Genomic DNA, 24,487 nt, shown 5'->3' with positions numbered 1-24,487 from the left:
TCGATCAAGCGTGTCGAGATCATGGGTGTGCTTCAGGAGCGGTTCGGTGAGGTCGGTTCGGCCGGTCCGGAGCAGCTTGCCGAGCTCCGTACGCTGCGCCACATCGTCGACTTCATGACCGGCGGCACCGCCACCGCACCGGCCGCACCGGCCACCCCGCAGGCGACCGCGCCCGCCGCCGAAAAGCCCCGCGGCGCCATCGGCCGCGCCCAGGCCGCGCTCGTCCCGCTCGCCACGCCCGACCTGCTCGTCGGCGCGTACCCGCAGGACTCCGGCGCGCTCCTCGTGGACGACGGCTCCGAGCTTGCGCCGGTCCTGGTGAACCAGCTCATCGACACGGGCTTCCAGGTGCACGTACTGCGCCTGCCCGGCGTCGCCCAGCGCATCTCCGGCGTCAAGGACCACTCCCTGTCCGGCTGGGGCGTGACCGAACTCGCCGAGCGGATGGACGACATCCTCTCCGACCGGGTCCGCCTGGTCGTCGACCTCTCCGCCGCGCACGGCGCCGACTGGTCCGAGGGCGTACGGCGGCTCGCGCACACGCTGCTGGTCGCCAAGCACGCGGTCGAGCCGCTGAACACCGCGGCCGCCACCGGCCGCGCCGCCTTCGTCACCGTCACCCGCCTCGACGGCGTCTTCGGACTCAGCGGAGTCGCCGAGGAGCTCGTCCCGGCCGGCGGTGTCGCGGGTCTGGTCAAGACCCTGGCCGTGGAGGCGCCCGAGCTGTTCTGCCGGGCCGTCGACCTCGCTCCGGGGCTCACCCCGGAGGCCGGTGCCGCCCTCGTGGTGAACGAGACGCTGGACGCGGTCACCGACACCGTCCAGGCCGGCCACGACGGTTCGCGCCGTGTCGGACTCACCCTCGGCGAGGAGCCGCTGAACGGCTCGGCCGCCGACATCCCGCAGCTGACCTCCGACGACCTGCTCGTGGTCACCGGCGGCGGCCGCGGCATCACCGCCGCCTGCATCATCGAGCTGGCCAAGCGCTACCGGCCGGGCCTGCTGCTGCTCGGCCGCACCCCGCTCGACGAGGAGCCTCAGTGGGCGCGCGCCGCTCAGGACGCCGGTCTCAAGGCGGCGGCCGCGACCCAGTTGAAGGCCGCGGGGGAGAAGCCCACCCCGAAGCGGGTCGAGCAGCTCTACCAGGCCGTCGTCGGCGCCCGGGAGATCCGTAAGACCCTCGAGGACGTACGGGCCGCCGGATCCACGGTCGAGTACCTGGCGGTGGACATCACCGACCCGGCCGCCGTCGCCGCCGCGTTCGCCCCGTACAAGGACCGCATCAGCGGCCTCGTACACGGCGCGGGCGTCCTCGCCGACCAGCTCATCTCCAACAAGAAGGCGTCCGAGATCGAGCGGGTCTTCGCGCCCAAGCTCGCCGGACTGCGCACGGTGACCGGTGCACTGCCGGCCGACGCGCTGCGCCATGTGGTGCTCTTCTCCTCGGTCGCCGGGTTCTTCGGCAACCGCGGCCAGTCGGACTACGCCATGGCCAACGAGGTGCTCAACTCCTGGGCGTCGTCCTGGAAGCAGCGCCACCCGGCCGCCCGTGTCACCTCGCTCAACTGGGGCGCCTGGGACAGCGGCATGGTCTCCCCGGAGGTCAAGGCCGTCTTCCAGGAGCGCGGCATCACGCTGATCCCGCAGGACACCGGGGCCCAAATGTTCGCCGACCAGCTCGCTGCCGAGCGCGGCGGCGACGTGGTGACGGTGCTCGGCCCGACGACGCCGCTCTCCGAGCCCGAGCGGACCGTCTCCACGGCGACCGTCACCGTCGAGCGCAGTCTCGGCGGCCTGGAGGCCGACCCGGTCGTCTCCGACCATGTGATCGGCGACGCGGCGGTGCTTCCGGCGGCGGTCGCGCTCGGCTGGGCGATCGGCGCGGTGGAGCGCTCCGGCGGCAACGAGGTGCGCCAGGTCCGGGACTTCTCCGTCCACAAGGGCATCGTCTTCGACGGTACGCAGCCGGAGAAGGTCAGCCTGGCGATGACGCCCACCGGCGACAGCGTCAAGGTCGCCATCCAGGCGAACGATTCCGAAGGCGTCGCACGACCGCGCTACGCGGCCGTCGTCGCCCCGCAGTCCACGCTCGCCGACGCCACGCTGAGCGGCCTCCCGGCCCTCGGCTCGGGCCGGGAAGCCGCCGGCTTCTACAGCGACGGCACGCTCTTCCACGGCCCGGCCCTGCGCGGTGTGCGCCGGGTGCTGGCCGAGGACGAGTCCCGGCTGGTCCTCGAGTGCGAGCTGGCCGAACTCCGGCCGGCCGGAGGCGCCTTCGGCGGCTCCCGCTTCGCGCCCGGCACGGCGGATCTGCTGCTCCAGGCGGGTCTGGTCTGGGTGCGGCTGTTCCGCGGCACCGCGGGCCTGCCGCTCTCCGTGGGCCGCGCCGATCTGCACCACCCGCTGCCGGACGGTGAGCCGTTCCTGATCGTGGTGGAGCCCGCTTCCGCGGGCAACGGTTCCGGATCGTCGCTCACCATCACCGCCTGCGCCCCCGACGGACGGGTGCTCACCCGCTTCGACGGCGTATCCGTGGTCTCGGCCCCGCAGTTGGCGGCCAAGTTCATCAGCAGCTGATTCCGCTTCGTACTGACGCAGGCGGATCGGGTCGGCCCGGACGGCGCACACCGTGCCCAGCCGTCCGGGCCGACCGCCCCTCAGAAGGGACCCCAAAGCTCTCATGAGCAAGTACGCCATCGTTGGCCTCTCCTGCCTGTTCCCCGGAGCGGAGACGCCTGCCGAGTTCTGGCAGAACCTCCGTGCCGGGGCCGACAGCCGCCGGGAAGGAGGCACGGAGATCTTCGGCCCGGCCCTCGACGCCCGGGACGCCGACCCTCAGCACGAGATCTACTGCAGCCGGGGCGGCTTCATCACCGACTTCGACTTCGACCCGTCCGGCTATCTCCTCGACGCCGGCCATCTCGCGGGTCTCGACCGGATCTTCCACTGGTCCCTCCATGTGGCGAGGGAGGCACTGCGGGACAGCGGACACGCCGACCGGCCCGAGATCCTGTCCCGCACCGGACTCGTCCTGGGCAACTACTCCTTCCCGACCCCCGCCTCCTCGAAGGTCAGCGTGCCGCTGGTCCAGGAGGCGGTCCTGGAGGGCCTGCGCCAGGCCGGACACCCGGCGCTCGGCGCGCTCGCCGAGCAGGACCTGCGCATCGACCGCGACGCCCTGAAGCCGGAGGACCTGCGGGTCAGCGGCTCCCCGGCGTCCGTCGCCGCATCGGCGCTCGGCCTCGGCGGACCGCGCTACGCGCTCGACGCCGCCTGCTCGTCGGCCCTGTACGCGCTCAAGCTGGCCTGCGACCACCTGGAGGCCGGGCAGGCCGACCTGGTGCTGGCCGGCGGCGTCTGCGCGCCCGAACCGACGCTGATCCACCTGTCGTTCTCGGACCTCCAGGCGTATCCGCGCAACGGCTTCAGCCAGCCCTTCGACGACCGGTCCGGCGGCATCCTCACCGGCCAGGGCGCGGGCATGGTCGCCGTCAAGCGGCTGGCCGACGCGGTACGCGACGGCGACCGCATCCACGCCGTCGTCGACGGCATCGGGCTGACCAACGACGGCAGCGGACGCCATCTGCTGGTCCCGCAGGGCGGCGGACAGCTCCAGTCGTACGAACTCGCCTACGAGCAGTCCGGCATCGACCCGGCCACCGTCGACTACCTGGAGTGCCACGCCACCGGCACACCGATCGGCGACGCCACCGAGGCCGAGTCCGTCGCCGGGTTCTTCGGCGCGGCGGGCAAGGTGCCGCTGATCGGCTCCGTCAAGGGCAACATCGGGCATCTGCTCACCGTCGCCGGACTCAGCAGCATGCTCAAGGTCATTCTGGCCATGGGCAACGGCCACATCCCGCCGACCATCGGCGTGGACCAGCCGGTCGCCTCCAAGGACGGCAAGGTCGGCGACTCCACCCTCGTCCGCAGCGGCCGCGAGTGGCCGCGCGGCAAGCAGCCGCGCCGGGCGGCGGTCTCCGCCTTCGGCTTCGGCGGCACCAACGCGCATGTGGTGCTGTCCGAGCCGGGCGCCGAAGCAGCCCCTGCCGAGCCGTCCGCCGAGCTGCCCACGCTCGATGTCGTCGGGCTCGGCGCGCACTTCGGATCCTTCGGCTCGCTCGACGAGTTCGAGCGCGCGGTGCACTCCGGCAGCGACTCCATGGGCCCGCTGCCGGAACGCCGTTGGCGAGGCGTCGACAAGACCCGCGGCGGCTCGCTCCAGGACGGCACCGGTGTCTCGCCCGACGCACTGCCGTACGGCGCGTTCGTCGACGGGCTCGGCATCGACCCGGTGGACCACAAGATCCCGCCCGCGGACCTGCGGACGTACAACCTCCAGCACGCGCTGGCCACCAAGGTCGCCGACGAGGCCCTGCACGACGCCGGCTTCAGCCGCGCCGTGCCCGAAGGCCGGACCTCGCCCGCACCGCGCCGGATCGCTGTCGTGGTGGGCATGGAGCTGGAGCCCTTCACTCATCTGCGGCTCACCCGCCGCTCGCTCGGCGCCTTCGTGCGCGAGGAGTTCGCGCGCGCCGACGTGGCGGTCGACGAGGAGCAGCTGGCCGCGCTGACGGCGGTCGGCCGGGACGCGGTGGTCGACCCGATCGTCGCCAACGAGGTCCTGAGCTACATCGGCAACGTCATGGCCAGCCGTATCTCCTCGCTCTGGAACCTGACCGGGCCGTCCTTCACCGTCTCGTCCGACGGCTCCGGCACCGCCGAAGCCCTCGAAGTCGCACGGCTGTTGCTGCTCGACCCCAGCATCGAGGCGGTCCTCGTCGGAGCGGTCGACCTGGCCGGCTCTGCGGAGAACCTGCTGCTGCGGCCCGACGTGGTCGCCGAGGCCGGACTCACCTTCGGCGAAGGCAACCGCGGCCGGCGGCTCGGCGAGGGCGCCGGAGCGGTCGTCGTCACCCGGCCCGGCGAGTCCGACGCCCGCGTGTACGCGCGCCTCGACTCCGTCGCCATCCGGCACGCCGCGCCCGTCGACGGCACGGTGCCCGAGGCCGACGCCACCGCGCTCGCCGCCGCGGCCGAAGCGGCGCTCACCGCCGCCGGAGTCACGGCCGCCGACATCGGCTACCTGGAGGCACACGCGGGCGGCACCGACGTCCAGGACCGCGCCGAGGTCGCCGCGCTCGCCCGCGTCTACCCGGCCGACGGCAACAGCGTCGCCATCGGCAGCGCCAAGGCCCAGGTCGGCGACGCCGGTTGCGCGGCGACCATGGCCGGGCTCATCCGGTCCGTGCTCTGCCTGCACCACGGCTATCTGCCCGGCACCACCGGCTGGGTGCGACCCGCCGCCGAACTCGCCGACGACTTCGCGGCCTCCGGTCTGTACGTCCCGGAAGCCTCCCGCCCCTGGCTGCGCGCGGCCAAGGACACCCGCCGGTACGCCGCCGTCAGCTTCATCGGCCAGTCCGGCGCCCACGGCCATCTGGTGTTCTCCGCCGACGCCACCCGCGGCGAGGTCACGTCGAGCGACTGGCAGCGCGCCGGCGGACCCGTCGTCCTGCCGCTCGCCGCCGACTCCTTCGACGCGTTGCACGCCTCGGTCGAACAGCACCTGGAACTGCTGGCCGTGGCCGACCCGTACGCCGTCGCCCGCGAGGCCGCGCGCGAACTGCCGGGCAAGAAGCTGCGCGCGGTCTTCGTCGGCCGCGGTCGCAGTGAGCTGCGGGCCCAACTGGAGCTCGCGGTGCGGGACCTGCCCGCCGCGTACGCCAAGGGCGGCGAGTGGGCGACTCCGGCCGGCAGCTACTTCACCGCCCGCCCGATCGGTCCCGAGGGCAAGGTCGCGCTGGTCTACCCCGGCGCGTTCAACTCCTACCCGGGCCTCGGCCAGGACTTCTTCCGGGCGTTTCCCGGGCTGCTGGACCGGTTCGAGTCCCTGGCGGACGAGCCCGCCCGCCATCTGCGTGCGACCTCTCTGTATCCGCGTACACAGGTCACTCCCGGCCGTCGCGAACTCATGGCGCTGGAAACCGGGCTCGGCGAGGACGTGCCGTTCATGCTCGCCACCGGTACGAGCTTCGCGATCCTCTACACGGACCTGGTCCGTGACGTGCTCGGCGTCACCGCGCACGGCGGATTCGGCTACAGCCTCGGCGAGTCGAGCATGCTGTTCGCGACGCGCGGTTGGCGGCCGGAGGGCCGCCGTGACGGCCTGATCAGCAACACGCCGATCTTCCAGGACCGGTTGTGCGGTCCGCGGCGCACCGTCCGCGAGCTGTGGCAGCTCCCGGACGAGATGCCCGACGCGGAGGTGTGGGCCAGCCATGTGCTGCTCACCGACGCGGACTCGGTACGGGAAGTACTGCCGCGGTACGACCGGGTCCACCTCACGCACATCAACACCCCCGCGGAACTGGTGATCGCGGGAGATCCGGCGCAGTGCAAGGCCGTCATCAAGGAACTCGGCTGCCCGGCCGCCAGGTCGCCCGTCAACGTGGTCATGCACAACCCGGTCGTGGACGCGGAGGTCGAGGGCCTCGCGGGCCTGAACGACTACCCGACGGGCTCGTTCGGCGATCTGGAGCTGTTCAGCGCGTACGACTACGAGGCGCTGCCCGCGCTGGACCGGGGCGAGTACGCACGCCGCATCGCGCAGACGCTGCGCTCGCCGATCGACTTCTCGCGGCTCGTGCGCGGCGCGTACGAGAGGGGCTTCCGTTACTTCCTGGAGGTCGGCCCCAGCGCGACCTGCGCCCGCTGGATCAAGGACACGCTGGGCGACGCGGCGCATGTCGCGGTCCCGGTCGACCGCCGTGGAGTCTCCGCTACGAAGTCGATCGCCCAACTGGTCGCCCGCCTGATCGGCAACGGCGTCGAACTGAACCTCTCCCCGCTGCTGGACACGGTCCCGGTGGGCCCGTCCCCGCGCTCCACCCGCCCCACCCGCTTCCGTGTGGGCGGCGGCGACCCGGTCCCACCGCGGATGACCCGCGCGCTGGCGGAAGCGGTCTCGGCGGGCACGGCTCCGCAGTCGGCGGCGCCGGCGCTGGTGGCCGTGCCGGCCGGTGCGCCCGCGGGTGCCGGTGCTGTGACCGGCTACGCGCCGGTGGCTGCGGCGGCCGCGTCCGGCATGCATGCCGGGGCTGGGCCCGGCTCGGCAGCGACTGCCGGTGGCGCACCCGGTCTGGCTGCGCACGCCGGTGGCGCACCGCTTGGTGCGGCCCCAGGTTCGGCAGCCTCCGCCGGTCACGCGCCGTACGGCGCTGCAGCGGCAGGCACCGCGCCGACAGGCGCGTATGGCTCGGATGCGTCGGCCGGTCATGCACCGGTATTTGGTGCTCCCGGCGCTGCGCCCGGCTCGGCAGCGACTGCCGGTGGCGCACCCGGTCTCGCTGCGCACGCCGGTGGCGCACCGCTTGGTGCGGCCCCAGGTTCGGCAGCCTCCGCCGGTCACGCGCCGTACGGTGCTGCCGCTGCAGGCGCGCTCGGTTCGGGCACGCACGCCGGAGCCGCGCCCGGCTCGGCCGCCGCCAGGGTGACTCCAACCGGTGCCGCTCCCGGATCAGTTGCTCCGACGGGTGCGCCCGGCTCGGCCACGCCCGCCGGTCACGCGCCGTACGGCGCTGCCGCCGGCGGCACGCCGACCGGCACCGCACCCGGCTCGGCCACCTCACCCGGCTCGGGCGCAACCAACACCCCGTCCGGTCCCGGCACGTCCAGTGCCGCAACCAATTCGTCCGTACCGCCGGAGGACTCCGTCATGCCTGCCGACCCGACTCTCGCTGACGTGGAGGTCATCGCCTTCGACGGCACACCGATCTCCTTCCTTCCGTGGGTGCCTCCGGCGTCCGCGGAAGACCAGCCCGCACAGCCCGCCCGGCCCGCACCCCCGCAGGTGCCCGCCAAGCCGAGGCCCGTCGCCCCCGCCGCGCCGACCGCGCGCACCTCGGGCGCAGAGTCTGCGACTCCCGCCGCCGACCTCGTCCGGGAGATCCGGCAGCAGATGGTCGCCACCCACTCCGTGGTGATGGAGACCCAGCGCATCCTCCAGGGAGCCACGCTCAACCGGATGGAGGCCCTCCTCGGAGGGGACACGGCACCGGCACCCGCACCCGCGCCGGAGGCCGTACAGCCGCCCGCCCCCGCCCCGCAACCCGCTCCCGTGGAGCAGGCCGTACGCCCAGCCCTGCCCCCGGTCCCCGCGCCCGAACCGGTCACACCGGAGCGCGAGGTCAAGGAGGGTGTCATCTGGGACGAGGCCGACCTCCTCGAGTTCGCCGTCGGCTCCGTCGCCAAGGTCTTCGGTCCCGACTTCGGCGTCATCGACGGGTACGCGAAGCGCGTCCGACTCCCCGCACCCCCTTACCACTTCGTCACCCGCGTCACCGAACTCTCCGGCACCACCGGCGAGTTCAAGCCCGCCACCATCACCACCGAGTACGACGTCCCGGAAGACGCCTGGTACGCCGTCGACGGCGGCGTCCCGCCGGCCGTCACCGTCGAGGCCGGGCAGTGCGACCTGCTCCTCGTCAGCTACCTCGGCATCGACTTCCGCAACAAGGGCGAGCGCGTCTACCGGCTCCTCGACTCCACCCTCATCTTCCGCGGCAACCTGCCCCGCGTCGGGCAGACCCTGCGCTACGACATCTCCATCGACCGTTTCGTCCACCAGGGCGACACGACCCTCTTCTTCTTCTCCTACAAGTGCTACGCCGACGGCGAGCTGATCCTCGAACTCCACGACGCCTGCGCCGGGTTCTTCAGCCAGGCCGAGCTGGATACTCCTCTCGGCGTCGTCATGACCGAGAAGGAGAAGGCTGCCCGCGCCGCGCTTCCGAGGGGCTACTTCAAGCCCCTCGCGTACACCGAGAAGAACCATCTGACCGCCGACGACCTGGAGACCCTGGCCCAGGGGCGCATCGGTGACGTCTTCGGTCCCGACCACGCCCAGGACCCGGGCATCAACCCGGCGATCCGGCTGCCCGACGCCAAGCTGCGGATGGTCGACGAGGTCACCATCGACCGCAAGGGCGGCCCCCGCGGTCTCGGCACGCTGAGTGCCACCAAGCGGCTCACGCCCGACGCCTGGTACTTCATCTGCCACTTCCCGGACGACCACGTCCTCGCCGGCTCCCTCGTCGCCGAGGGTGCCGTGCAGCTCCTCCAGATCTATCTGATGCACCAAGGCATGCACCTCACGCTGCCGGACGCGGCGTTCCAGTGCGTCACCGACGTGCCGATCGAGGTGCAGGTCCGCGGCCAGATCACCCAGGCCCACGAGGAGATCCGGTACGAGGTCGAGGTCATGGAGCTGACGCTCCTGCCGCGTGCCACCGTCATCGCCGACGTGCTGATCTACCTCGGCGACAAGCCGGTCATCCGGATGAAGGGCCTCGGCCTCCAGGTCCGCGAGAAGGAGGGCACGCCCTTCCGTCCCGAGGCGGGCGGTGTGCCGCAGTTCCTCGGCCGCCGCAACAGGAACGGCGAGCCCGCCATGATCAACGAGATGCACCTGGCGCACGCCGCCAAGGGCCTTCTCGACGTCGCGATGGGACCGGAGTTCGAGGTCTACCGCAACAGCCGCGCGCCGTACATCCCGAACGGGGACTTCCAGTTCGTCGACCGGGTCATGTCCCTCAAGGGCACCCGCGGCGATCTGCGCAGCCCCGGCTCGGAGATGGTGACCGAGTACGACTCGCCGGCGGACGCCTGGTACTACGAGCAGAACTCGCACCCGCACATGCCGAACGCGATCTACATGGAGTCCTCGCTCCAGGCCGCGATCTTCCTCGGCTACTACCTCGGCGCGACCCTCGAACGCCCCGAGGAGCAGTACGCCATCCGCAACCTCGACGGCAAAGCGACGCTGGTCAAGGACATCGACCTGCGCGGCAAGACCATCCGCCACCACTCCAAGCTCCTGATGACCAGCGCGGTCTCGGGCGCGGTGCTCCAGAACTTCTCCTACGAACTCTCCGCCGACGGCGAGGTGTTCTACGTCGGCGAGTCGCTGTTCGGCTACTTCAGCGAGGCGGCGCTCGCCAACCAGGTCGGTCTGGACAACGGCAAGTGGGTCGCCCCCTGGATCGAGACCGAGAACGTCGACGCCGCCAGGGTCCGCCGGATCGAACTCCCGGAGAACGCACCGGCGTTCACCGACCCGGCCGGCGGCCACCTCCGCCTCCCCGGCGGGCACTTCGCGCTGGTGGACCGGGTCGACCTCGTCGAGGACGGTGGCAACCACGGCGCCGGCTACATGCACGGCTACCGCCAGATCCGCCCCGACGAGTGGTACTTCGACTGCCACTTCCACCGTGACCCGGTGATGCCCGGTTCGCTCGGCGTCGAGGCCATCCTCCAGGCTATGCGCCTGTTCGTGATCGAGCAGAACCTTGCCGACGGCATGCAGCGGCCGCACTTCGCGATGGCCGCCGATGTGGAGATGGCCTGGAAGTACCGCGGCCAGATCCTGCGCCACGACAAGGAGTTGCAGTTCGACGTGCACATCAAGGAGGTCCGGCGCGAGGCGGACCGCCTGCTCGTCATCGCCGACGCGGATCTGTCGAAGCCGGGCCTGCGCATCTACGAACTCACCGACGTGGCCATCGAGGTCCGTTCCGGGGCCTGACGGCCCGCACCCGCGCTCGCCCAGCTCAGCCAAGGAGCCTCGTTTCACCATGGATATCCGCCACACTCCCCTCCGATGGTCCGGGGACACGTACCCCAGCACCGACCCGGCCGGGATCTACAACGCGCTGGCCGATCTCGACCAGCCCTGCTTCATCGTCGTCACGCCGGACGGGATCGGCGCCGTCTCCGGCGGCTCGGCGACCGTGGAGGCCGACGGCCTGCCTCTGCTCGCCGCCGCTCAGCCGCTGCCTCCGCAGCGGCTGGGTTCGGGCGCCTTCCTCGCCGCCCACCAGGTGGCTCAGCCGTACATGGCGGGCGCGATGGCCGGCGGCATCGCATCCGCCGACATGGTGATCGCGCTGGCCAGGGAGGGCTTTCTCGCCTCCTACGGTGCGGCCGGGCTGCTGCCGGAGACGATCGAGAAGGCGCTCGGCCGGTTCGCCAATGAGATCGCCGGGCTGCCGTATGCCGTCAATCTCATCCACAGTCCCAGCGAGGACCGGCTGGAGCGCGAGGCCGTCGAGCTGTTCCTGCGGCACGGCGTGCGCTGTGTGGAGGCGTCCGCCTTCATGGACCTCACTCCGCATGTCGTCCGCTACCGGCTCGCCGGGCTGCGCCGCGACCCCGACGGCCGGGTGGTCGCGGAGAACCGGCTGATCGCCAAGATCTCCCGGTCCGAGACCGCCGAACGCTTTATGCGCCCGGCCCCGGCCACCCTGGTCAGTTCGCTGCTGGAGCAGGGCCTGATCACCCACGACCAGGCCGCGCTCGCGCACCATGTGCCGCTGGCCGACGACATCACCGTGGAGGCGGACTCCGGCGGTCACACCGACCGGCGTCCGCTGCCCGCGCTGCTGCCGACGATTCTGCGGCTGCGCGACTCCGTGCAGCGCGAGCACCGCTATGCGGTGCCGATCCGGGTCGGGGCCGGCGGCGGCCTCGGCACGCCGGTCGCGGTCGCCGCGACCTTCGCGATGGGCGCCGCCTATGTGGTCACCGGCTCCGTCAACCAGTCCTGTCTGGAGTCGGGCGCGTCCACCGTGTCCAAGGCGATGCTCGCCGAGGCCGGGATCGCCGACTGCGAAATGGCCCCGGCGGCCGACATGTTCGAGATGGGCGTGGACCTCCAGGTCCTGAAGAAGGGCACGCTCTTCCCGATGCGGGCCAAGAAGCTCTACCAGATCTACCAGGCGTACGACGGCCTCGAGTCGATCCCAGCGCCCGACCGCGCCAAGCTGGAGCAGCAGGTCTTCCGGCGTCCGCTGGAGGACGTCTGGCAGGAGTGCGTCGGCTACTTCACCCGGCGTGACCCGGAGCAGTTGCAGCGCGCGGCCGGCAACCCCAAGCGCCGGATGGCGCTGGTGTTCCGCTGGTATCTCGGCATGTCGTCGCGGTGGGCGGTTACCGGCGACAAGGACCGCGCGATGGACTACCAGATCTGGTGCGGCCCGGCGATGGGCAGCTTCAACGACTGGGTGACCGGCAGCTATCTGAAGAATCCGAGCAACCGGCGGGTGGCCGACGTGGCCCACCACCTGATGCTCGGCGCGGCCTTCCACACCCGGCTCACGCAGCTGCGGAGTGCGGGCGTGCAGATTCCCGCGACGGCCGGTGACTACCGTCCGGTGCCGCTGGAGACCCCGGCGCACGGCTCCCCGGCAGGCATGCGATGAGCCTGCTGACGCCGGAGGCGTTGGAGGCGCTGCTCGGCGACCCGGGCGACAACACCAATCCGTACGGCTTCGCCGCCGCCGTCGAGCGGGACGAGCGGGACGAGTTCCCGGCCACGCTCTGCGAGGCGCTCGTGAAGTCCGGGTTCCATCTGAACTATCTGCCGGCCGAGTGGGGCGGCTGCTTCGAGTCCTTCGACCGCAGCCTCACTCTTGTACGGTCCGCCGCCCGCCGGGACGTGAACATCATGCCCGGCACGATGTTCAGCATCGTCGCCGCGACCTGTCTCCAGCTGCACGGCACCGAGGAGCAGCAGCGCCGGGCCGCGGACATCCTGACGCGCGGCGGCGGGGTGGGCTTCGCGCTCACCGAGGCCGAGCACGGCAGCGATCTGCTCGCCAACGAAGTCCGGCTGACCGACGGCAAGTTGAACGGCGAGAAGTGGATGGTCGGCCTCGGCATGAGCTGCGAGGCGGTCTATGTGATCGCCCGCACCGGCGAGCGCGCGGCACCCAACGCGTTCTCCGCCGTGCTGATCGACGTGGCCGAGGTGCCGGAGGGTCAGCTGGAGCGCACTCCGGCAGTCCGTACCGGCGGCATGCGCGGCATCGACCTGGCCCGGCTGCGCTTCACCGGCCTCCAGGTGCCCGACGGCGCGCTGGTCGGCAGGGAGGGTGAGGGGCTTGAGGCCGCGGTCAAGGCGCAGCAGGCCGTTCGGCTGATGAGCATGGCCGGCAGCCTGGGCGTCGCCGACACCGCCGTCCGCCTCGCCCTCGACTTCGCCACCACGCGCCGCATCGGTCGCGCGGTCCTCACCGAGTCGCCGCATCCGCGCCGTGAACTCTCCGTCGCCGCCGCCGCGTTGCTGGCCGCGGACACGGTGGCGCTGACCGCCGCGCGCGGCATCCATGTGGTGCCGGAGGCGTTCAGCGTCTGGGCGCTGGCGGCCAAGCACGTGGTGGCCGAGGCGTCCGACGAGCTGATCCGGCGCTGCGGCTCGGTGCTGGCGACCCGCTCGGTGCTGCGCGACGGCGAGCGCGGCGCCGGGCTGTTCCAGAAGCTCCAGCGCGACTCGGCCGTGGTCCGGGTGATCGACGCCAGCACGCTGGCCAACCTCCGTTCGTACGCGGGCCAGTTGCCCACGCTCACCGAAGGCCAGGCGCAGCCGGACCCGGAGGCCGTCGCGACGGTCTACTCGCTCGGCACGGAGCTTCCGGAGTACGAACCCGCCAGGCTCGACATGTTCGCCCGCGGCGTCGACCCGGTGCTCGCCGGACTGCCCGACGCGGCCGCGGAGGCAGTCAAGGCCCTGGGGGAGAGCGACGCGCCGGTGGCGGCGCTGGTCGAGCAGCTGGCTGCGGCCGTCGCCGGACTCGGCGATCTGACCCGGGCCGCACGCAAGCCGGGCGCCGACCCGAACGCCCTGGTCGACGCCGCCGAGCGGTACGCCTGGCTGCATGCCGCCGCGTCCGGCGTCCATCTGTGGCAGGCCAACCGCGACCGCTCGCTGTACGGCACGGAGCCCGGCTCCGCCGGCTGGCTGGGCGCGATGCTCGGCTATCTGCTCGCCCGCGCCGACGGCACGGACCCCCGCCACCTCGGGGACCTGCTGCTGCCTGCGCTCGACGCCGTCGTCGCGCTGCGGGAGGGCAACCGGCTGTTCACCGCCCTGCCCGTCCGACTGGCCACCATCCGATAGGAGTCCCCATGTCCAAGGCCGAGTTGATGGAACTGGCGGCGCAGCTCGAGGAACACCTCGGCGACCCGCACGACGAGGGCAGCCGGATGCCCTTCACGCGGGTGATGGACCACGACGAGCACGAGGAGTACCCGTTCGGGTTCGTCAGCCGGCTGCGCCGCTGGGGTGTGCACGAGTACTCGCTCCCCGCCGAACAGGGCGGCCGGGCGGGCAATGTGGAGACCGGGTTCAACCTGATGCGGCTCGTCGCCCGCCGCGACTGCACCACCGCCACCTGCCTCGTCATCACCAACCTCAGCTTCATGACACTGTGGATCGCGGGCAACGAGGAGCAGAAGCGCACGGCGATCGAGCAGATGAAGCGCGGCGGCGGGCTCTCCTGGGGCCTGTCGGAGCGCGAGCACGGCAGTGATCTGCTCGCCAACGAGATGGTCGCCGAGAAGGTCCCCGGCGGCTACGAACTGACCGGTGAGAAGTGGCTGATCGGCAACGCCACCGTCGCCGACACGATGATCGTCCATGCCCGCACCGGCAAGCGCAACGGCCCGGCGGCGTACTCCATCTTCATCGTCGACAAGTGGTCGCTCCCGGCCGACGCCGCCGAGGAACTGCCGGTCGAGAAGCTGCACGGGCTGCGTGCGCTCGACCTCAGCGGGCTGCGCCTGAAGGGTGCGTTCGTGCCGGACTCCGCGCTCGTCGGAGTCGAGGGCCAGGGCCTGGAGATCGCGCTCAAGGCCACCCAGGTCGCCCGCAGCGTGATCAGCAGCCTGGCGCTGTCGGCCGTCGACACCGGCCTGCGGCTCACGCTGGACTTCACCGAGGGCCGGGTCCTGTTCGGCGGCACGGTCAGCGATGTCCCGTACAGCCGACGCCAGTTGACGGAGTGCTTCGCCGACCTGATGATCGCGGACGCGATGAGCCTCGGCGCGGTGCGCGCTCTGCAGGCCGCTCCGGAGCAGATCAGCGTCTGGTCGTCGGTGGTCAAGTACCTCGCGCCGACGCTGCTGGAGAAGACGATGTCGCAGCTGAACACGGTGCTCGGCGCGCGCTTCTTCCTGCGGGCCCATCCGCACTACGGCCCGTACCAGAAGATGCTGCGCGATCTGCTGGTCGCCAATATCGCCGACGGCAACACCGTGGTGAACCTGCGCAACCTGGGCCAGCAGCTGCCGGGCCTGCTCTCCAGCGCGGGCAGCGCCACGCCGGAGGTCCGCGAGGCCGCGGCAGAGCGCTGCGCCACGCTCTTCGGCATGGACACCGAGCTTCCGGTGTACGAGCCGTGGAAGCAGGAGCTGTTCAGCCGCGGCCTGGACGACGCGGTCCTCGCCGCGCCGGACGGACTGCGCCGGCTGCGCGCGCTGGCCGAGGACGCCAAGGGCACCGAGCGCGACCGGCTGCTCAAGGCGGCCGACGTGGCCGCGGAACTCCTCGACCGCACCGGCCTGCTGGCCGAGCGGCTCGCCGAGCTCAAGGCACGGATGGGCCGCGAGTACGGGCAGTCGCCGGAGCTGTTCGAGCTGTCCAAGGAGTACTGCGTGCTGCACGCCACCGCGGCGTGCGTGCTCACCTACGTCCACTCGCACGGCGCGCTGGACGACCCGCTGCCCAGCGGCGCGCTGCTGCTGCTCCAGATCGAGCGGCTGCGCCGGCATCTGTATCCGCACGAGGCGGTCACGGACCAGTCCGTGATCGACGAGGTGATGCAGGTGCTGCGCCGGCTGCACAGCGAGAACCGGCTGTTCTCGCACTGGCAGTTCCCGCTCGCCGAGCGCGTCGGCGACCTCTTCGCCGCCCGCAGCTGACCACCCACGCCCCTCCGAGACCGTAAGGAGCGCCGTTTCGATGCATCCCGACCTGCACGCCGACCCGACGTTCCTGTGGCTGCTGCCCGAGCAGGCGGTGGGCGATTTCGCCGCCGCGCTCGGCGGCACGCGGCTGCTCACGGCCGAGGAGAGGTACCGGCTCGAGCGGCGGCTCACTCCGGGCGCGCGGCGGCGCTATCTCGGTGCGCGGCTGCTGAGCCGGTACGCGCTCAGTGCCCGCACCGGCCGTGCGCCGGACCGCTGGCGCTTCCGCTCCGGCGAGTTCGGACGGCCCGAACCGGTGCCGGACGAGGACGGCGTGCGGTTCAACATCTCGCACACCGAGGGCCTCATCGCCTGCGTGGTGACCCGGGGCCGCGGCTGCGGCGTCGACGTGAGCCCCACACCTTCCACGGCGGAGCTGGCCGACCAGCTCCGCCGCGTCCTCGCCCCGGCCGAACGGGCCGAGCTGGCCGCGGTCGCTCCCGGCGCCCGCCCGGCGCTGGTCAGCGAGTTGTGGGTGCTGAAGGAGGCGTATCTCAAGGCGCTCGGCACCGGCCTCAGCCGGGGCCTCGGCGGCTTCTCCTTCGCACCGCGCGCCGCGGACCGCATCGCCGTGCGCGACCCGCAGCAGCCGGCCGGCGCGGCCGACCGCTGGTGGTTCGACCTGCTCTATCCCGGCCCCGGGCATGTCGTGGCGGTCGCCGCCGAGGACGGCCGTCCCGGAGCCCTGCGCCGCACCGACCTCTCCGACCTGTCGCTCGCCGACATCTCTTCCGTATGAGACCGACCGTATGAGACCGACCGCACGAGACCGATCCGTATGAGACCGACCATGAAGGACATGCCCATGTCGCAGCCCACCACCCCACGTGTCGCCATCGTCGGTGCCGGAGTCGCCGGCCTCTCGGCCGCCTACCACCTGCGGGAGCGCGCCCGGATCACGATCTTCGAGCGCGAGGACCGCCTCGGCGGTCACGCCAACACCGTCGAGGTCGAGGAGAACGGACAGCTCCTCGGCATCGACACCGCGTTCGTCGTCTTCAACCGGCCCGCCTACACCAACCTCTGCGAGTTCTTCGACGAGCTGGGCGTCGAGGCGGTCGAGCACAAGGGGGCCTTCAACTTCTTCGACCTGGACTCCGGTCTGGAGTACGGCACGAAGGAGCTCGGCATGACCGAGGAGGAGGTGTCGGCCCGCTACTCCGAGGAGTTCCTGACCATCTGGCGCGAGGCCGCCCGCTTCCACACCGAGGGCCGCAGGGACTTCGTCCGCAAGAAGGCCGACATCCCGCTCGGCGAGTACCTCGACCGCGGCGGCTACAGCCAGGCGTTCCGGCACTCGTACGTGATCCTGCTCTGCTCCGCGGTCTGGTCGATTCCGGCGGAGCTGATCTGGGAGATGCCGGCCAGCACCGCGATCGCCTTCTTCATGGGCCACGACGAGGGCGGCCTCGGCGGTCAGCACGTCGACTGGCGCACGGTCGGCGGCGGTTCGATCAACTACGTACGCAAGGCGATCGCCGCGATCGGCCCGGAGATCCGCACCGGCGAGCCGGTCACGCGCCTCCAGCAGGACGACGACGGCGTCACGGTGACCACGGCCAAGGGCAGTGAGAAGTTCGACTATGTCGTGGTCGGCGCGCACGCGGACGAGGCGCTCGGGATGCTTGCCAACCCGACCGAGCGGCAGCTCGAGGTCCTGTCCAAGGTCCACTACAACTCCTCCAGCGTCATCCTGCACACCGACCCGTCGGTGGTGCCCCAGGACAAGAGCCGCTGGGAGGCGTGGAACTACGGCAAGGTCGAGGTCGACGGACAGCCCAAGACCTTTGTCGCGTACTACATGAACAAGCTGCACGGATTCACCGCGGAGAAGGACTACTTCGTCACGCTCGACTATCCCGGAGAGGTCGACCCGGCGACGGTGATCGCGGAATTCCCGTACACCCACCCGATCATCAACGTCGATGTCCGCGACATGCAGAAGGACATCTACAACGTCAATGAGGGAACGCGTGTGAAGCTCTGCGGTTCCTACTTCCACGCGAAGCGGCACGGCGTGGACCAGATCGGCTCGCACGAGGCCGGGTATTCCTCCGGAATGGAGATCGCTGCGCAGCTCATCAGCGAGCTCTGAGCCGCACACGTAAAAGCGCCTCTGTGTACCGGACTTCCGGTACACAGAGGCGCTTCTGCGTTCCTCATACGCCTCCGGTGTACAGGGCCTGCCCGCTGAGGAGTTCCGTCAGATAGCCCATGACCGAACGGGCCGGCCGGTCGAAATCGCGGTCGAAGTCGCGGTCGAAGTCCCGGTCCGCCGCCGACGGCAGAGCGGTCACCTCGACCCGCGTCCAGTCGTCCGCCGCGTCCAGCTCCGGCCCGAAGAGCGTCGGAGCCTGCACGCTGATCTGCTCGAGACGGGCCGACAGCAGCCGCGTATGGCCGTGTTCGGCGGTGAGCCGGTGCCGGGCGCGGGTGTAGACACCGATCGCCTCGGCCCCGCGGCCGCTGCGGCACAGCGCCAGCATCAACTGGTCGTGGAACCGTTCCCGTAGCGGATGAGCTGCGCAGACTTCCTCGAGCTCGGGGACGATGCGATGGTGCTGTCCCATCCGCAGGGCGCAGTCGAAGAGGATCTCCAGCGCCTGCTGCCGCTCCTCCTCCAGCCGTGCGGCGAGCGCCGCGCAGACCGGTCCGTGCGCGCCGCCCTCCAGCGCGGTCCCGCGCCAGAGCCCGAGCGCCCGGCGGAGCAAGTCGTGTGCCCCGTACGGGTCCTGGGCCGCGGTGCGCTGGGCCTGCGCGACCGCCAGACAGAACTGGCCGCTGTCGGTCTCCGTCGCGCGGGTCTCCAGGAGATAGCCGGCTGACCGCGCGACCAGCCGGGTCGACGCGATACGGTCCGGTTCCGCTTCGGCCAGGGCCTTTCGCAGCCCGGAGACATGGGCATTGAGTGTGTTGCGGGCCTTCTTGGGCGGCAGTGCGCCCCACAGTTCGCGGATCAGCCGCTCCCGCGGGACGGGTGAATTCGGCCGGGCCAGCAACGCGCCCAGCAGCAGCCGCTGTTTGCGACTGGTCAGCGGTATGCGCTGCTGCCGTTTCTCGTCGTACAACTCGGGCGAGCCCAGAATCCGGAACTGCATTCCCTTGCCTCCCCGTGTGCGGTGCACGGCATTTTCGCCGTGCTGCATTCAGCACACGAGCAGATCACTTTTTGGCCAGTGCGGGCCTGAGTCACAGGTACTCACGTTCGGAGGCAATGCTCCGGTGTATTTTCCCGCACCGGAGCAATCACTCCCGTTCAAGCTGAGTACTGATCACTCACGCCCTCAGCCGCGATGCCGGACCGTCGATTCCGCTTCCTGTGCCAGCCGGCGCAGCGCCAGCAGCGCCGGCTCCAGCAGGAACGTCAACAGCACTGCGCGCTCCGCCTTTTCGAGCGGATCGTCCTCGTCCTCGAGCTGGTCGAGGTCGAGCGTCGCGGTCTCTTCGGCGAGCCGCGCGTACGGGACGAGCGACTGCCAGTCGTAGTCCATGCCGAGCGAGCGGAGGGTGTGCAGGGTCTGGGATATGACCTCCCGCGCCGGGTTGTGCTCGCTGACCTTCCAGCCCATCTCGGCGACCAGCGCGTTCACTTCGGCCTTCTCGGCCTCGGTCGCCTCGCCCTTGACGACGCCGGCCTTCGCCTTGGCCGTGCTGTCCTTCGTGGTTGGCCAGACGCCGAAGACCAGACCGAGCAGGCCGTGAGTGTCGGCCTCGACCTCGGAGATGGTGTCGAGTACGTCCTTGGCGGCGCTGACCGTCAGTCCGCGCACTCCGATCAGCGCGCGGATCAGTCTGAGGCGGCGGACATGCGACTCGCCGTACTCGGCCTGGGTCGCGGCCGTGGCCCGGCCCGGCGGCAGCAGCCCTTCGCGGAGGTAGTACTTGATCGTCGCGGTGGACACCCCGCTGCGGCGGCTCAACTCGGAAATTCGCACCTGCTCCCGCTTCCCACTGGCCATTGGGCAGCTCTACTGTCTAATATAGATACTGCCACTCACCAACTGTGAATGCGAGGGTACCGTGCCGACTCTTCCCTGGGCCACGCCGAATCCGGCTCGGCCCAACACCCGCGCTTTCGTCATGGCGTCCCGGCTCGACGTGAGGTCGTTCAAGGATGTTCCGCGCTTCTTCCTGAAGTCGCTCTCCGCCTGGGGCCAGGTGCGGAAGGCGCCGGGTGCGCTCGGGGCGTCCCTGGAGGCCCAGCTGACGAAGGGCGTCTTCTACACGCTCTCCGCCTGGGAGGACAAGGAAGCGCTGTACACGTACGCCAGGACAGAGCCCCACAAGACCATCATGACCGGCCTGCGGTCGACGATGAGCTCCTCGACGTTCACGTTCTGGGAGGTGCCGGTGGAAGAGCTGCCGATCTCCTGGAAGGACGCGAAGCGCCGCATCGAGGACCAGGCCACGGCGGACGCCGACAAGGCCCGCTGACCCGGACTCCCGGTCCGGGGCCTCCCCCGTCCCCGGGCCGGGGCAATGCCGCGGTGCTCCGCCCCGAACCGCGGGGGGCGGGACGGAGCACCGGTAGCGGCTGCCGCGTCAGTCGATGACGCGAGCCAGCAGGAAGCCGTCCCAGCCGCGCTCGCCGACCGTTTGGACCACGGTCGCGTCCAGCCGCGGCTCACGCCCCACCAGCTCGTACATCTCCCGCGTTCCCACGACCGCCGGGTCCGAGTCGGCGGCGTCCAGCATCTTCCCGCCCCGGACGGCGTTGTCGACGATGATCACGCTGCCGGGGCGGGAGAGCTTCAGCGCCCACTCCACGTACCGCGGGTTGTTCACCTTGTCCGCGTCGATGAAGAACAGGTCGAACGGCCCCGCGCCCGGCTCTGCCGCGAGCTTCGGGAGGCTGTCGAGCGCCGCGCCGACGCGGACCTCGGCGACCTTGTCGAGGCCGGCGCGGGCGAGGTTAGCGCGGGCGACCTCCGCGTGGGCCTCGCTGTACTCGAGCGAGATGAGCCGGCCGTTCTCCGGCAGCGCACGCGCCAGCCAGATCGTGCTGTAGCCGCCGAGCGTGCCGATCTCCAGCACCTGGCGCGCGCCCTGCATCTTGGCCAGCAGGTGCAGCATCTTGCCCTGCGGCGGCGCGACGGCGATCTGAGGCAGCCCGGCCGCTTCGCTCGACGCGACGGCCGCGCTGAGCGCCTCGTCGTCGGGAGAGATGAGTTCGGTGACGTATGCGTCGACGGCGGTCCACTGTTCCTGAGTCATACACCGACCCTATGCACGCGCGCCCGCCGCCGCACGAGTACGAGCAACACGGCCAAGACGGCCAGCACCAGGCCGCCGAACGTCAGCAGCCACGCGGGCACTCCGCCCACCATCAGCAGCTCGTCCTGCCACACCACCCGCCGGTACGTGGTGTCCTTCTCCGTCGCACGCAGCACATGGTCGCCGTTGATCCGCTCCGGCTCCGGGAACTCCTGGTCCAGCGCGGTCAGAAACCGCTCGCCCCCGCCCGTGAACGAGTCGATCACGCCGCTCGCCGGGGCCTTGCCCGCGTACGTCACCTCCGGCGCGTCCCCGCCGATCGAACTCACCGGCTCCATCCGGTGCGGAGCGAGCACGAAGAGTCCCAGCGACTGCGCGGTCTTCGCCCGCCGCGACAGCCGCATCGGATACACCAGCTCGTCGCTGGCGAACCGCAGTTCCAGCGGATCGAGCGTGCCCCGAAGCACCGCCTCCTCGCCTCCTGAGGCCTCCGGAGCGAGCCGCACGGCCACGTACTCCCACTTCTGCTCCACATACGGCTTCAGGTCCGCAGTGAGCCCGTCCGGCAGCTCGAAACCGTTCGTTTCCAGCCAGGTTCGCAGCGCGTCGGGATCCGTGGCCGTCAGCCGGGCCACATCGAAGTCACCCAGCCGTTCGCGGCCCACCACGCCGACCGGAGGAGCCGCGTCGCCCGGCGCCTGAGGCGCGCCCGCCGAGTCCCGCTCGCCGGCCGCCGAGAACGGCCAGTCGCCCTCCCGCGGCCAGAAGTAGTGCCGCGTCCGCTCCTCGGGCTCGATCGCCGTCTCCAGCTCCGAGAAGACCGCCCGGTCACCGAGCTCGACCGTGGCGCGACTGGGCACCGGCATGATCCACGCGGCCTTCGGAGCGTCCCCGTCGACCGTGAACCGCATCAGGATCTGTTCCGTACGCCCGTCCCAGGAGACCACCGACGTCTCCCGGTCGACCGCCATGCTGCTCCCGCGTCCCGGCACCATCGCCCCGCATCCGCAGGCATATGCCGGACTGATCAGCGAGCCGAGCTGGAGCGCGAGCAGCGCCAGCACCACCGTCAGGAGTTTTTGTCGCATTCGCACCGGCAGGTGGGCACGGCCGTGGTCTTGTATGTTCCCCCGCATGCCTGCTGGGACGTCGCCACGGACTTCGCGGTTCCGGTGCTCCTCCGGCTGCGGTTCGGCTGCGCTTCGACAAGACTTTCGGTCGAAATTGGGTGACAGTCAGGCTAAGAGGGGGTTGCCTGAGTCTTCCTCATGGGGCAATGCCAGGCTCTATGGATCACAACGCGGAATGACCGGATACGGAACGTAAGGAACGTGGGGAGGCACGGCGCGACGTGGCGAACGCGGAGCACAGCGTGCACGGGAGTGCGACCGATTCGAGGATGGGCGCGGCAAGGGCCGCGCTGTGGCTCGTGGCCGCGGTTCTCGCGATACGGCAGGCAGCAGCGGTGCTCCGGCAGCCGCCGGGCGAGCGGCTCATCGACCTCGAGACCTGGATCGGCGAGAACGGCGTCCTGCACCTGAAGGGCTCGCTGTACGACGCCGACAAGTTCACCGGCACTCCTTTCGCCGGCCTGGTGCTCAAACCGCTCGCCCGCTCCGCGGAACAGAGCCTCGGCGTCGCCTGGACCTTCGGCACGCTGCTGCTCGTCGTCGGCATCGGCCTGGTCGTCGCCCGCGCCCTGCCCGGCCCCGTGTCGCGCCGCAGCGGCCTCCTCGCCGCCCCGATCGCCATCAGCCTGCTGATGCTCTCGCTGCCGGTCCGCAACAGCTTCTACCTGGGCCAGACCAGCATCATCCCGGTCCTGCTCGTCCTCCTCGGCTGTTTCGCCGCCCGCGACGAGAGATCCTCCGGCGTGCTGATCGGCATCGGCGCGGCCCTCCAGCCGACCGTGCTGCTCTTCGCGCCGCTGCTGTGGTTCACCGGACGCAGACGCGCCGCCGTCACCACGGCCGGCACGTTCGCCGCCTCTTCGGCGCTCGCCTGGGCCGCGCTGCCCGGCGACTCCTACACGTACTGGGTGCACCATCTCGCCGGCGCCGGACTCGGCGCCGCCCCCGACAGCCTCGCCAACCAGTCCCTGCACGGAGCGCTCCTGCGCTTCGGCCTCCAGGGTCCGCTGGAAATCGGCCTCTACGTCGCACTCGCCGCCGTGGTCGGCTGGTTCGGCCTGCGCCGCGCCATCCGCTACGCCCAGGACGGCCAGCTCCTCCTCGCCGTCGCCCTGACCGGCTGCGTCGCCGTCGCCGTCTCACCGACCGCGTGGCAGCACCAGCTCCTGTGGATCCTGCTCGCCGCCGTCGGCCGCGTCGGAAAGCGGGCCTCCGACCGCATGCTGTGGCCGGTCTTCGTCGTCCTGGCGATGACGCTGCCGTACAAGATGCTGCTGCCGAACGTGGCCCTGCTGAACCCCGTACGCGACAACGCCCTGCTCATCGCGGCGCTCGCGGCGGCCGTCGCGGTGCCGTTCCTGCCGCGTACCTCGCCGCACTTCCGCGCTCCCGTGCCCACCGTGTACGCGAACCCGGCCCCCGCCCGGTGGAGCTGGGTCCCGCTGCTGCCGGTCTGGCGGCGCGTACTGAGCCGGCCGAACCTGCTCCTCGAACTCCTGGTCATCCGGGTCGGCTACTCCGCCTACTCCCACATCCGCGCCGCCGCAACCGGTGGAGTCGCCGCGGCCGAAGAACACGCCCGCCAGATCGACGGCATCGAGCGCGCGCTCGGCCTCGACATCGAGCACTGGGTCAACCACGCGGTGGTGAACGCGAAGTGGGCAGAGGCCTTCTTCGACTTCTACTACACGTCGTTCCACTTCGTGGTGCCGCTGGCCATCCTCGGCATCCTGTACGTCCGCCGCCCAGCCGACTACCGCTGGGCGCGCTCCTCGCTCGCCTTCGCCACGCTTCTCGCGCTCATCGGCTTCTGGTTCTACCCGCTGGCCCCGCCGCGCCTCATGCCCGGCATGGGCTTCATCGACACCGTGCACGGCCCGCAGGACCTCGCCAACCCCGACTACGGCGCGATGACCGCCGTGACCAACCAGTACGCGGCCATGCCCTCGCTCCACTTCGGCTGGTCCCTGTGGTGCGGACTCGTGGTCCTGGTACTCGCGCCCAAGCTGTGGATGAAACTCCTCGGCCTGCTCCACCCGCTGTTCACCGTGTGCGCGATCGTCGCCACGGCCAACCATTGGGTGCTCGACGCGGTCGGCGGCGCGATGGTCGTCGGCGCGGGCTTCGGCCTCACATACGTCCTGGCGGGCCGCCGAAAGCTGCTGCTCCCGACCGGATCGGTACCGGTGGCCCGAGCGGACACACACGTCGACGAGCCGGTCGCGGCCGCACGGAAGTGATACGCGCGCCCCAGGGGGTGCGGGAAGCCCGCACCCCCTGGGGATGGATCGTCGCGATCCAGTCAGGATCCTCCCACTTGGCCGGTTCCGCCACTTGAG

Annotated in this window: 13 protein-coding genes; 9 read left to right on the top strand and 4 right to left on the bottom strand. The window is 71.1% G+C overall.

The annotated features are described in order from the left end of the window. The 7 genes from ACH4YL_RS30775 to ACH4YL_RS30745 all read left to right on the top strand — a co-directional run. On the top strand, positions 1 to 2,577 hold a 2,577-nt coding region (locus ACH4YL_RS30775), incomplete at its 5' end, for an SDR family NAD(P)-dependent oxidoreductase (RefSeq protein WP_398510738.1). Between the two features lie 103 nt (positions 2,578 to 2,680). Continuing rightward, entirely contained in the window at positions 2,681 to 10,585 is a 7,905-nt protein-coding gene (locus ACH4YL_RS30770; protein ID WP_398510737.1) for a beta-ketoacyl synthase N-terminal-like domain-containing protein, read from the top strand. Positions 10,586 to 10,634: 49 nt separating this feature from the next. Further along, entirely contained in the window at positions 10,635 to 12,260 is a 1,626-nt protein-coding gene (locus tag ACH4YL_RS30765; RefSeq protein ID WP_398510736.1) for a PfaD family polyunsaturated fatty acid/polyketide biosynthesis protein, read from the top strand. After that, positions 12,257 to 13,957: an acyl-CoA dehydrogenase family protein gene (locus tag ACH4YL_RS30760; RefSeq protein ID WP_398510735.1), complete on the top strand. Its 1,701-nt coding sequence runs from the start codon at positions 12,257 to 12,259 to the stop codon at positions 13,955 to 13,957. The genes ACH4YL_RS30765 and ACH4YL_RS30760 overlap by 4 nt, the downstream gene beginning before the upstream one ends. Positions 13,958 to 13,965: 8 nt before the next feature. Beyond that, on the top strand, positions 13,966 to 15,759 hold the full coding sequence (locus ACH4YL_RS30755; protein WP_398510734.1) for an acyl-CoA dehydrogenase family protein: 1,794 nt from the start codon (positions 13,966 to 13,968) through the stop codon (positions 15,757 to 15,759). 40 nt (positions 15,760 to 15,799) lie between these two features. After that, complete coding sequence (locus ACH4YL_RS30750; RefSeq protein WP_398510733.1) at positions 15,800 to 16,543, top strand: 4'-phosphopantetheinyl transferase family protein; 744 nt, start codon at positions 15,800 to 15,802, stop codon at positions 16,541 to 16,543. Between the two features lie 66 nt (positions 16,544 to 16,609). Then, positions 16,610 to 17,899, top strand: a complete 1,290-nt coding sequence (locus ACH4YL_RS30745) for an NAD(P)/FAD-dependent oxidoreductase (RefSeq protein WP_398510732.1) — start codon at positions 16,610 to 16,612, stop codon at positions 17,897 to 17,899. Positions 17,900 to 17,963: 64 nt separating this feature from the next. On the opposite strand, the gene ACH4YL_RS30740 is transcribed toward ACH4YL_RS30745, so the two are convergent. Both ACH4YL_RS30740 and ACH4YL_RS30735 read right to left on the bottom strand, forming a co-directional pair. Further along, positions 17,964 to 18,902 carry a BTAD domain-containing putative transcriptional regulator gene (locus ACH4YL_RS30740; RefSeq protein WP_398510731.1) on the bottom strand — a complete coding sequence of 313 codons (939 nt, stop codon included), beginning with the start codon at positions 18,900 to 18,902 and terminating at the stop codon, positions 17,964 to 17,966. Between the two features lie 186 nt (positions 18,903 to 19,088). Further along, a complete protein-coding gene (locus ACH4YL_RS30735; protein ID WP_398510794.1) occupies positions 19,089 to 19,739 on the bottom strand; it encodes a MerR family transcriptional regulator in 651 nt (216 codons plus the stop codon). An 85-nt stretch (positions 19,740 to 19,824) separates the two neighbouring features. On the opposite strand from ACH4YL_RS30735, the gene ACH4YL_RS30730 reads away from it, so the two are divergent. Further along, positions 19,825 to 20,238, top strand: coding sequence for a DUF3291 domain-containing protein (locus tag ACH4YL_RS30730; protein ID WP_398510730.1), 414 nt, complete (start codon positions 19,825 to 19,827; stop codon positions 20,236 to 20,238). Between the two features lie 108 nt (positions 20,239 to 20,346). Here ACH4YL_RS30730 and ACH4YL_RS30725 read toward each other — a convergent pair whose 3' ends face one another. Further along, entirely contained in the window at positions 20,347 to 21,018 is a 672-nt protein-coding gene (locus ACH4YL_RS30725) for an O-methyltransferase (protein WP_398510729.1), read from the bottom strand. Further along, positions 21,015 to 22,106 carry a DUF2330 domain-containing protein gene (locus ACH4YL_RS30720; protein WP_398510728.1) on the bottom strand — a complete coding sequence of 364 codons (1,092 nt, stop codon included), beginning with the start codon at positions 22,104 to 22,106 and terminating at the stop codon, positions 21,015 to 21,017. The genes ACH4YL_RS30725 and ACH4YL_RS30720 overlap by 4 nt, the downstream gene beginning before the upstream one ends. A 311-nt stretch (positions 22,107 to 22,417) precedes the next feature. Between ACH4YL_RS30720 and ACH4YL_RS30715 the strand changes: the two genes are divergently transcribed. Beyond that, entirely contained in the window at positions 22,418 to 24,388 is a 1,971-nt protein-coding gene (locus tag ACH4YL_RS30715; RefSeq protein WP_398510793.1) for a bifunctional glycosyltransferase 87/phosphatase PAP2 family protein, read from the top strand. The last annotated feature ends 99 nt before the right edge of the window (positions 24,389 to 24,487 follow it).

Origin of the sequence: Streptomyces sp. NPDC020681 (genome assembly GCF_044334895.1) — a bacterium.
GTDB lineage: Bacteria > Actinomycetota > Actinomycetes > Streptomycetales > Streptomycetaceae > Streptomyces.
The sequence above is the reverse complement of the archived record's forward strand: the minus strand, read 5'-3'. Positions and strand labels throughout refer to the sequence as shown.

Coding starts and splice junctions, on each gene's coding strand:
- ACH4YL_RS30760 (WP_398510735.1), top strand. CDS start 12,257: ATGAGCCTGCTGACGCCGGAGGCGTTGGAGGCGCTGCTCGGCGACCCG.
- ACH4YL_RS30720 (WP_398510728.1), bottom strand. CDS start 22,106: ATGCGACAAAAACTCCTGACGGTGGTGCTGGCGCTGCTCGCGCTCCAG.
- ACH4YL_RS30770 (WP_398510737.1), top strand. CDS start 2,681: ATGAGCAAGTACGCCATCGTTGGCCTCTCCTGCCTGTTCCCCGGAGCG.
- ACH4YL_RS30715 (WP_398510793.1), top strand. CDS start 22,418: ATGGGCGCGGCAAGGGCCGCGCTGTGGCTCGTGGCCGCGGTTCTCGCG.
- ACH4YL_RS30725 (WP_398510729.1), bottom strand. CDS start 21,018: ATGACTCAGGAACAGTGGACCGCCGTCGACGCATACGTCACCGAACTC.
- ACH4YL_RS30765 (WP_398510736.1), top strand. CDS start 10,635: ATGGATATCCGCCACACTCCCCTCCGATGGTCCGGGGACACGTACCCC.
- ACH4YL_RS30740 (WP_398510731.1), bottom strand. CDS start 18,902: ATGCAGTTCCGGATTCTGGGCTCGCCCGAGTTGTACGACGAGAAACGG.
- ACH4YL_RS30755 (WP_398510734.1), top strand. CDS start 13,966: ATGTCCAAGGCCGAGTTGATGGAACTGGCGGCGCAGCTCGAGGAACAC.
- ACH4YL_RS30745 (WP_398510732.1), top strand. CDS start 16,610: ATGTCGCAGCCCACCACCCCACGTGTCGCCATCGTCGGTGCCGGAGTC.
- ACH4YL_RS30750 (WP_398510733.1), top strand. CDS start 15,800: ATGCATCCCGACCTGCACGCCGACCCGACGTTCCTGTGGCTGCTGCCC.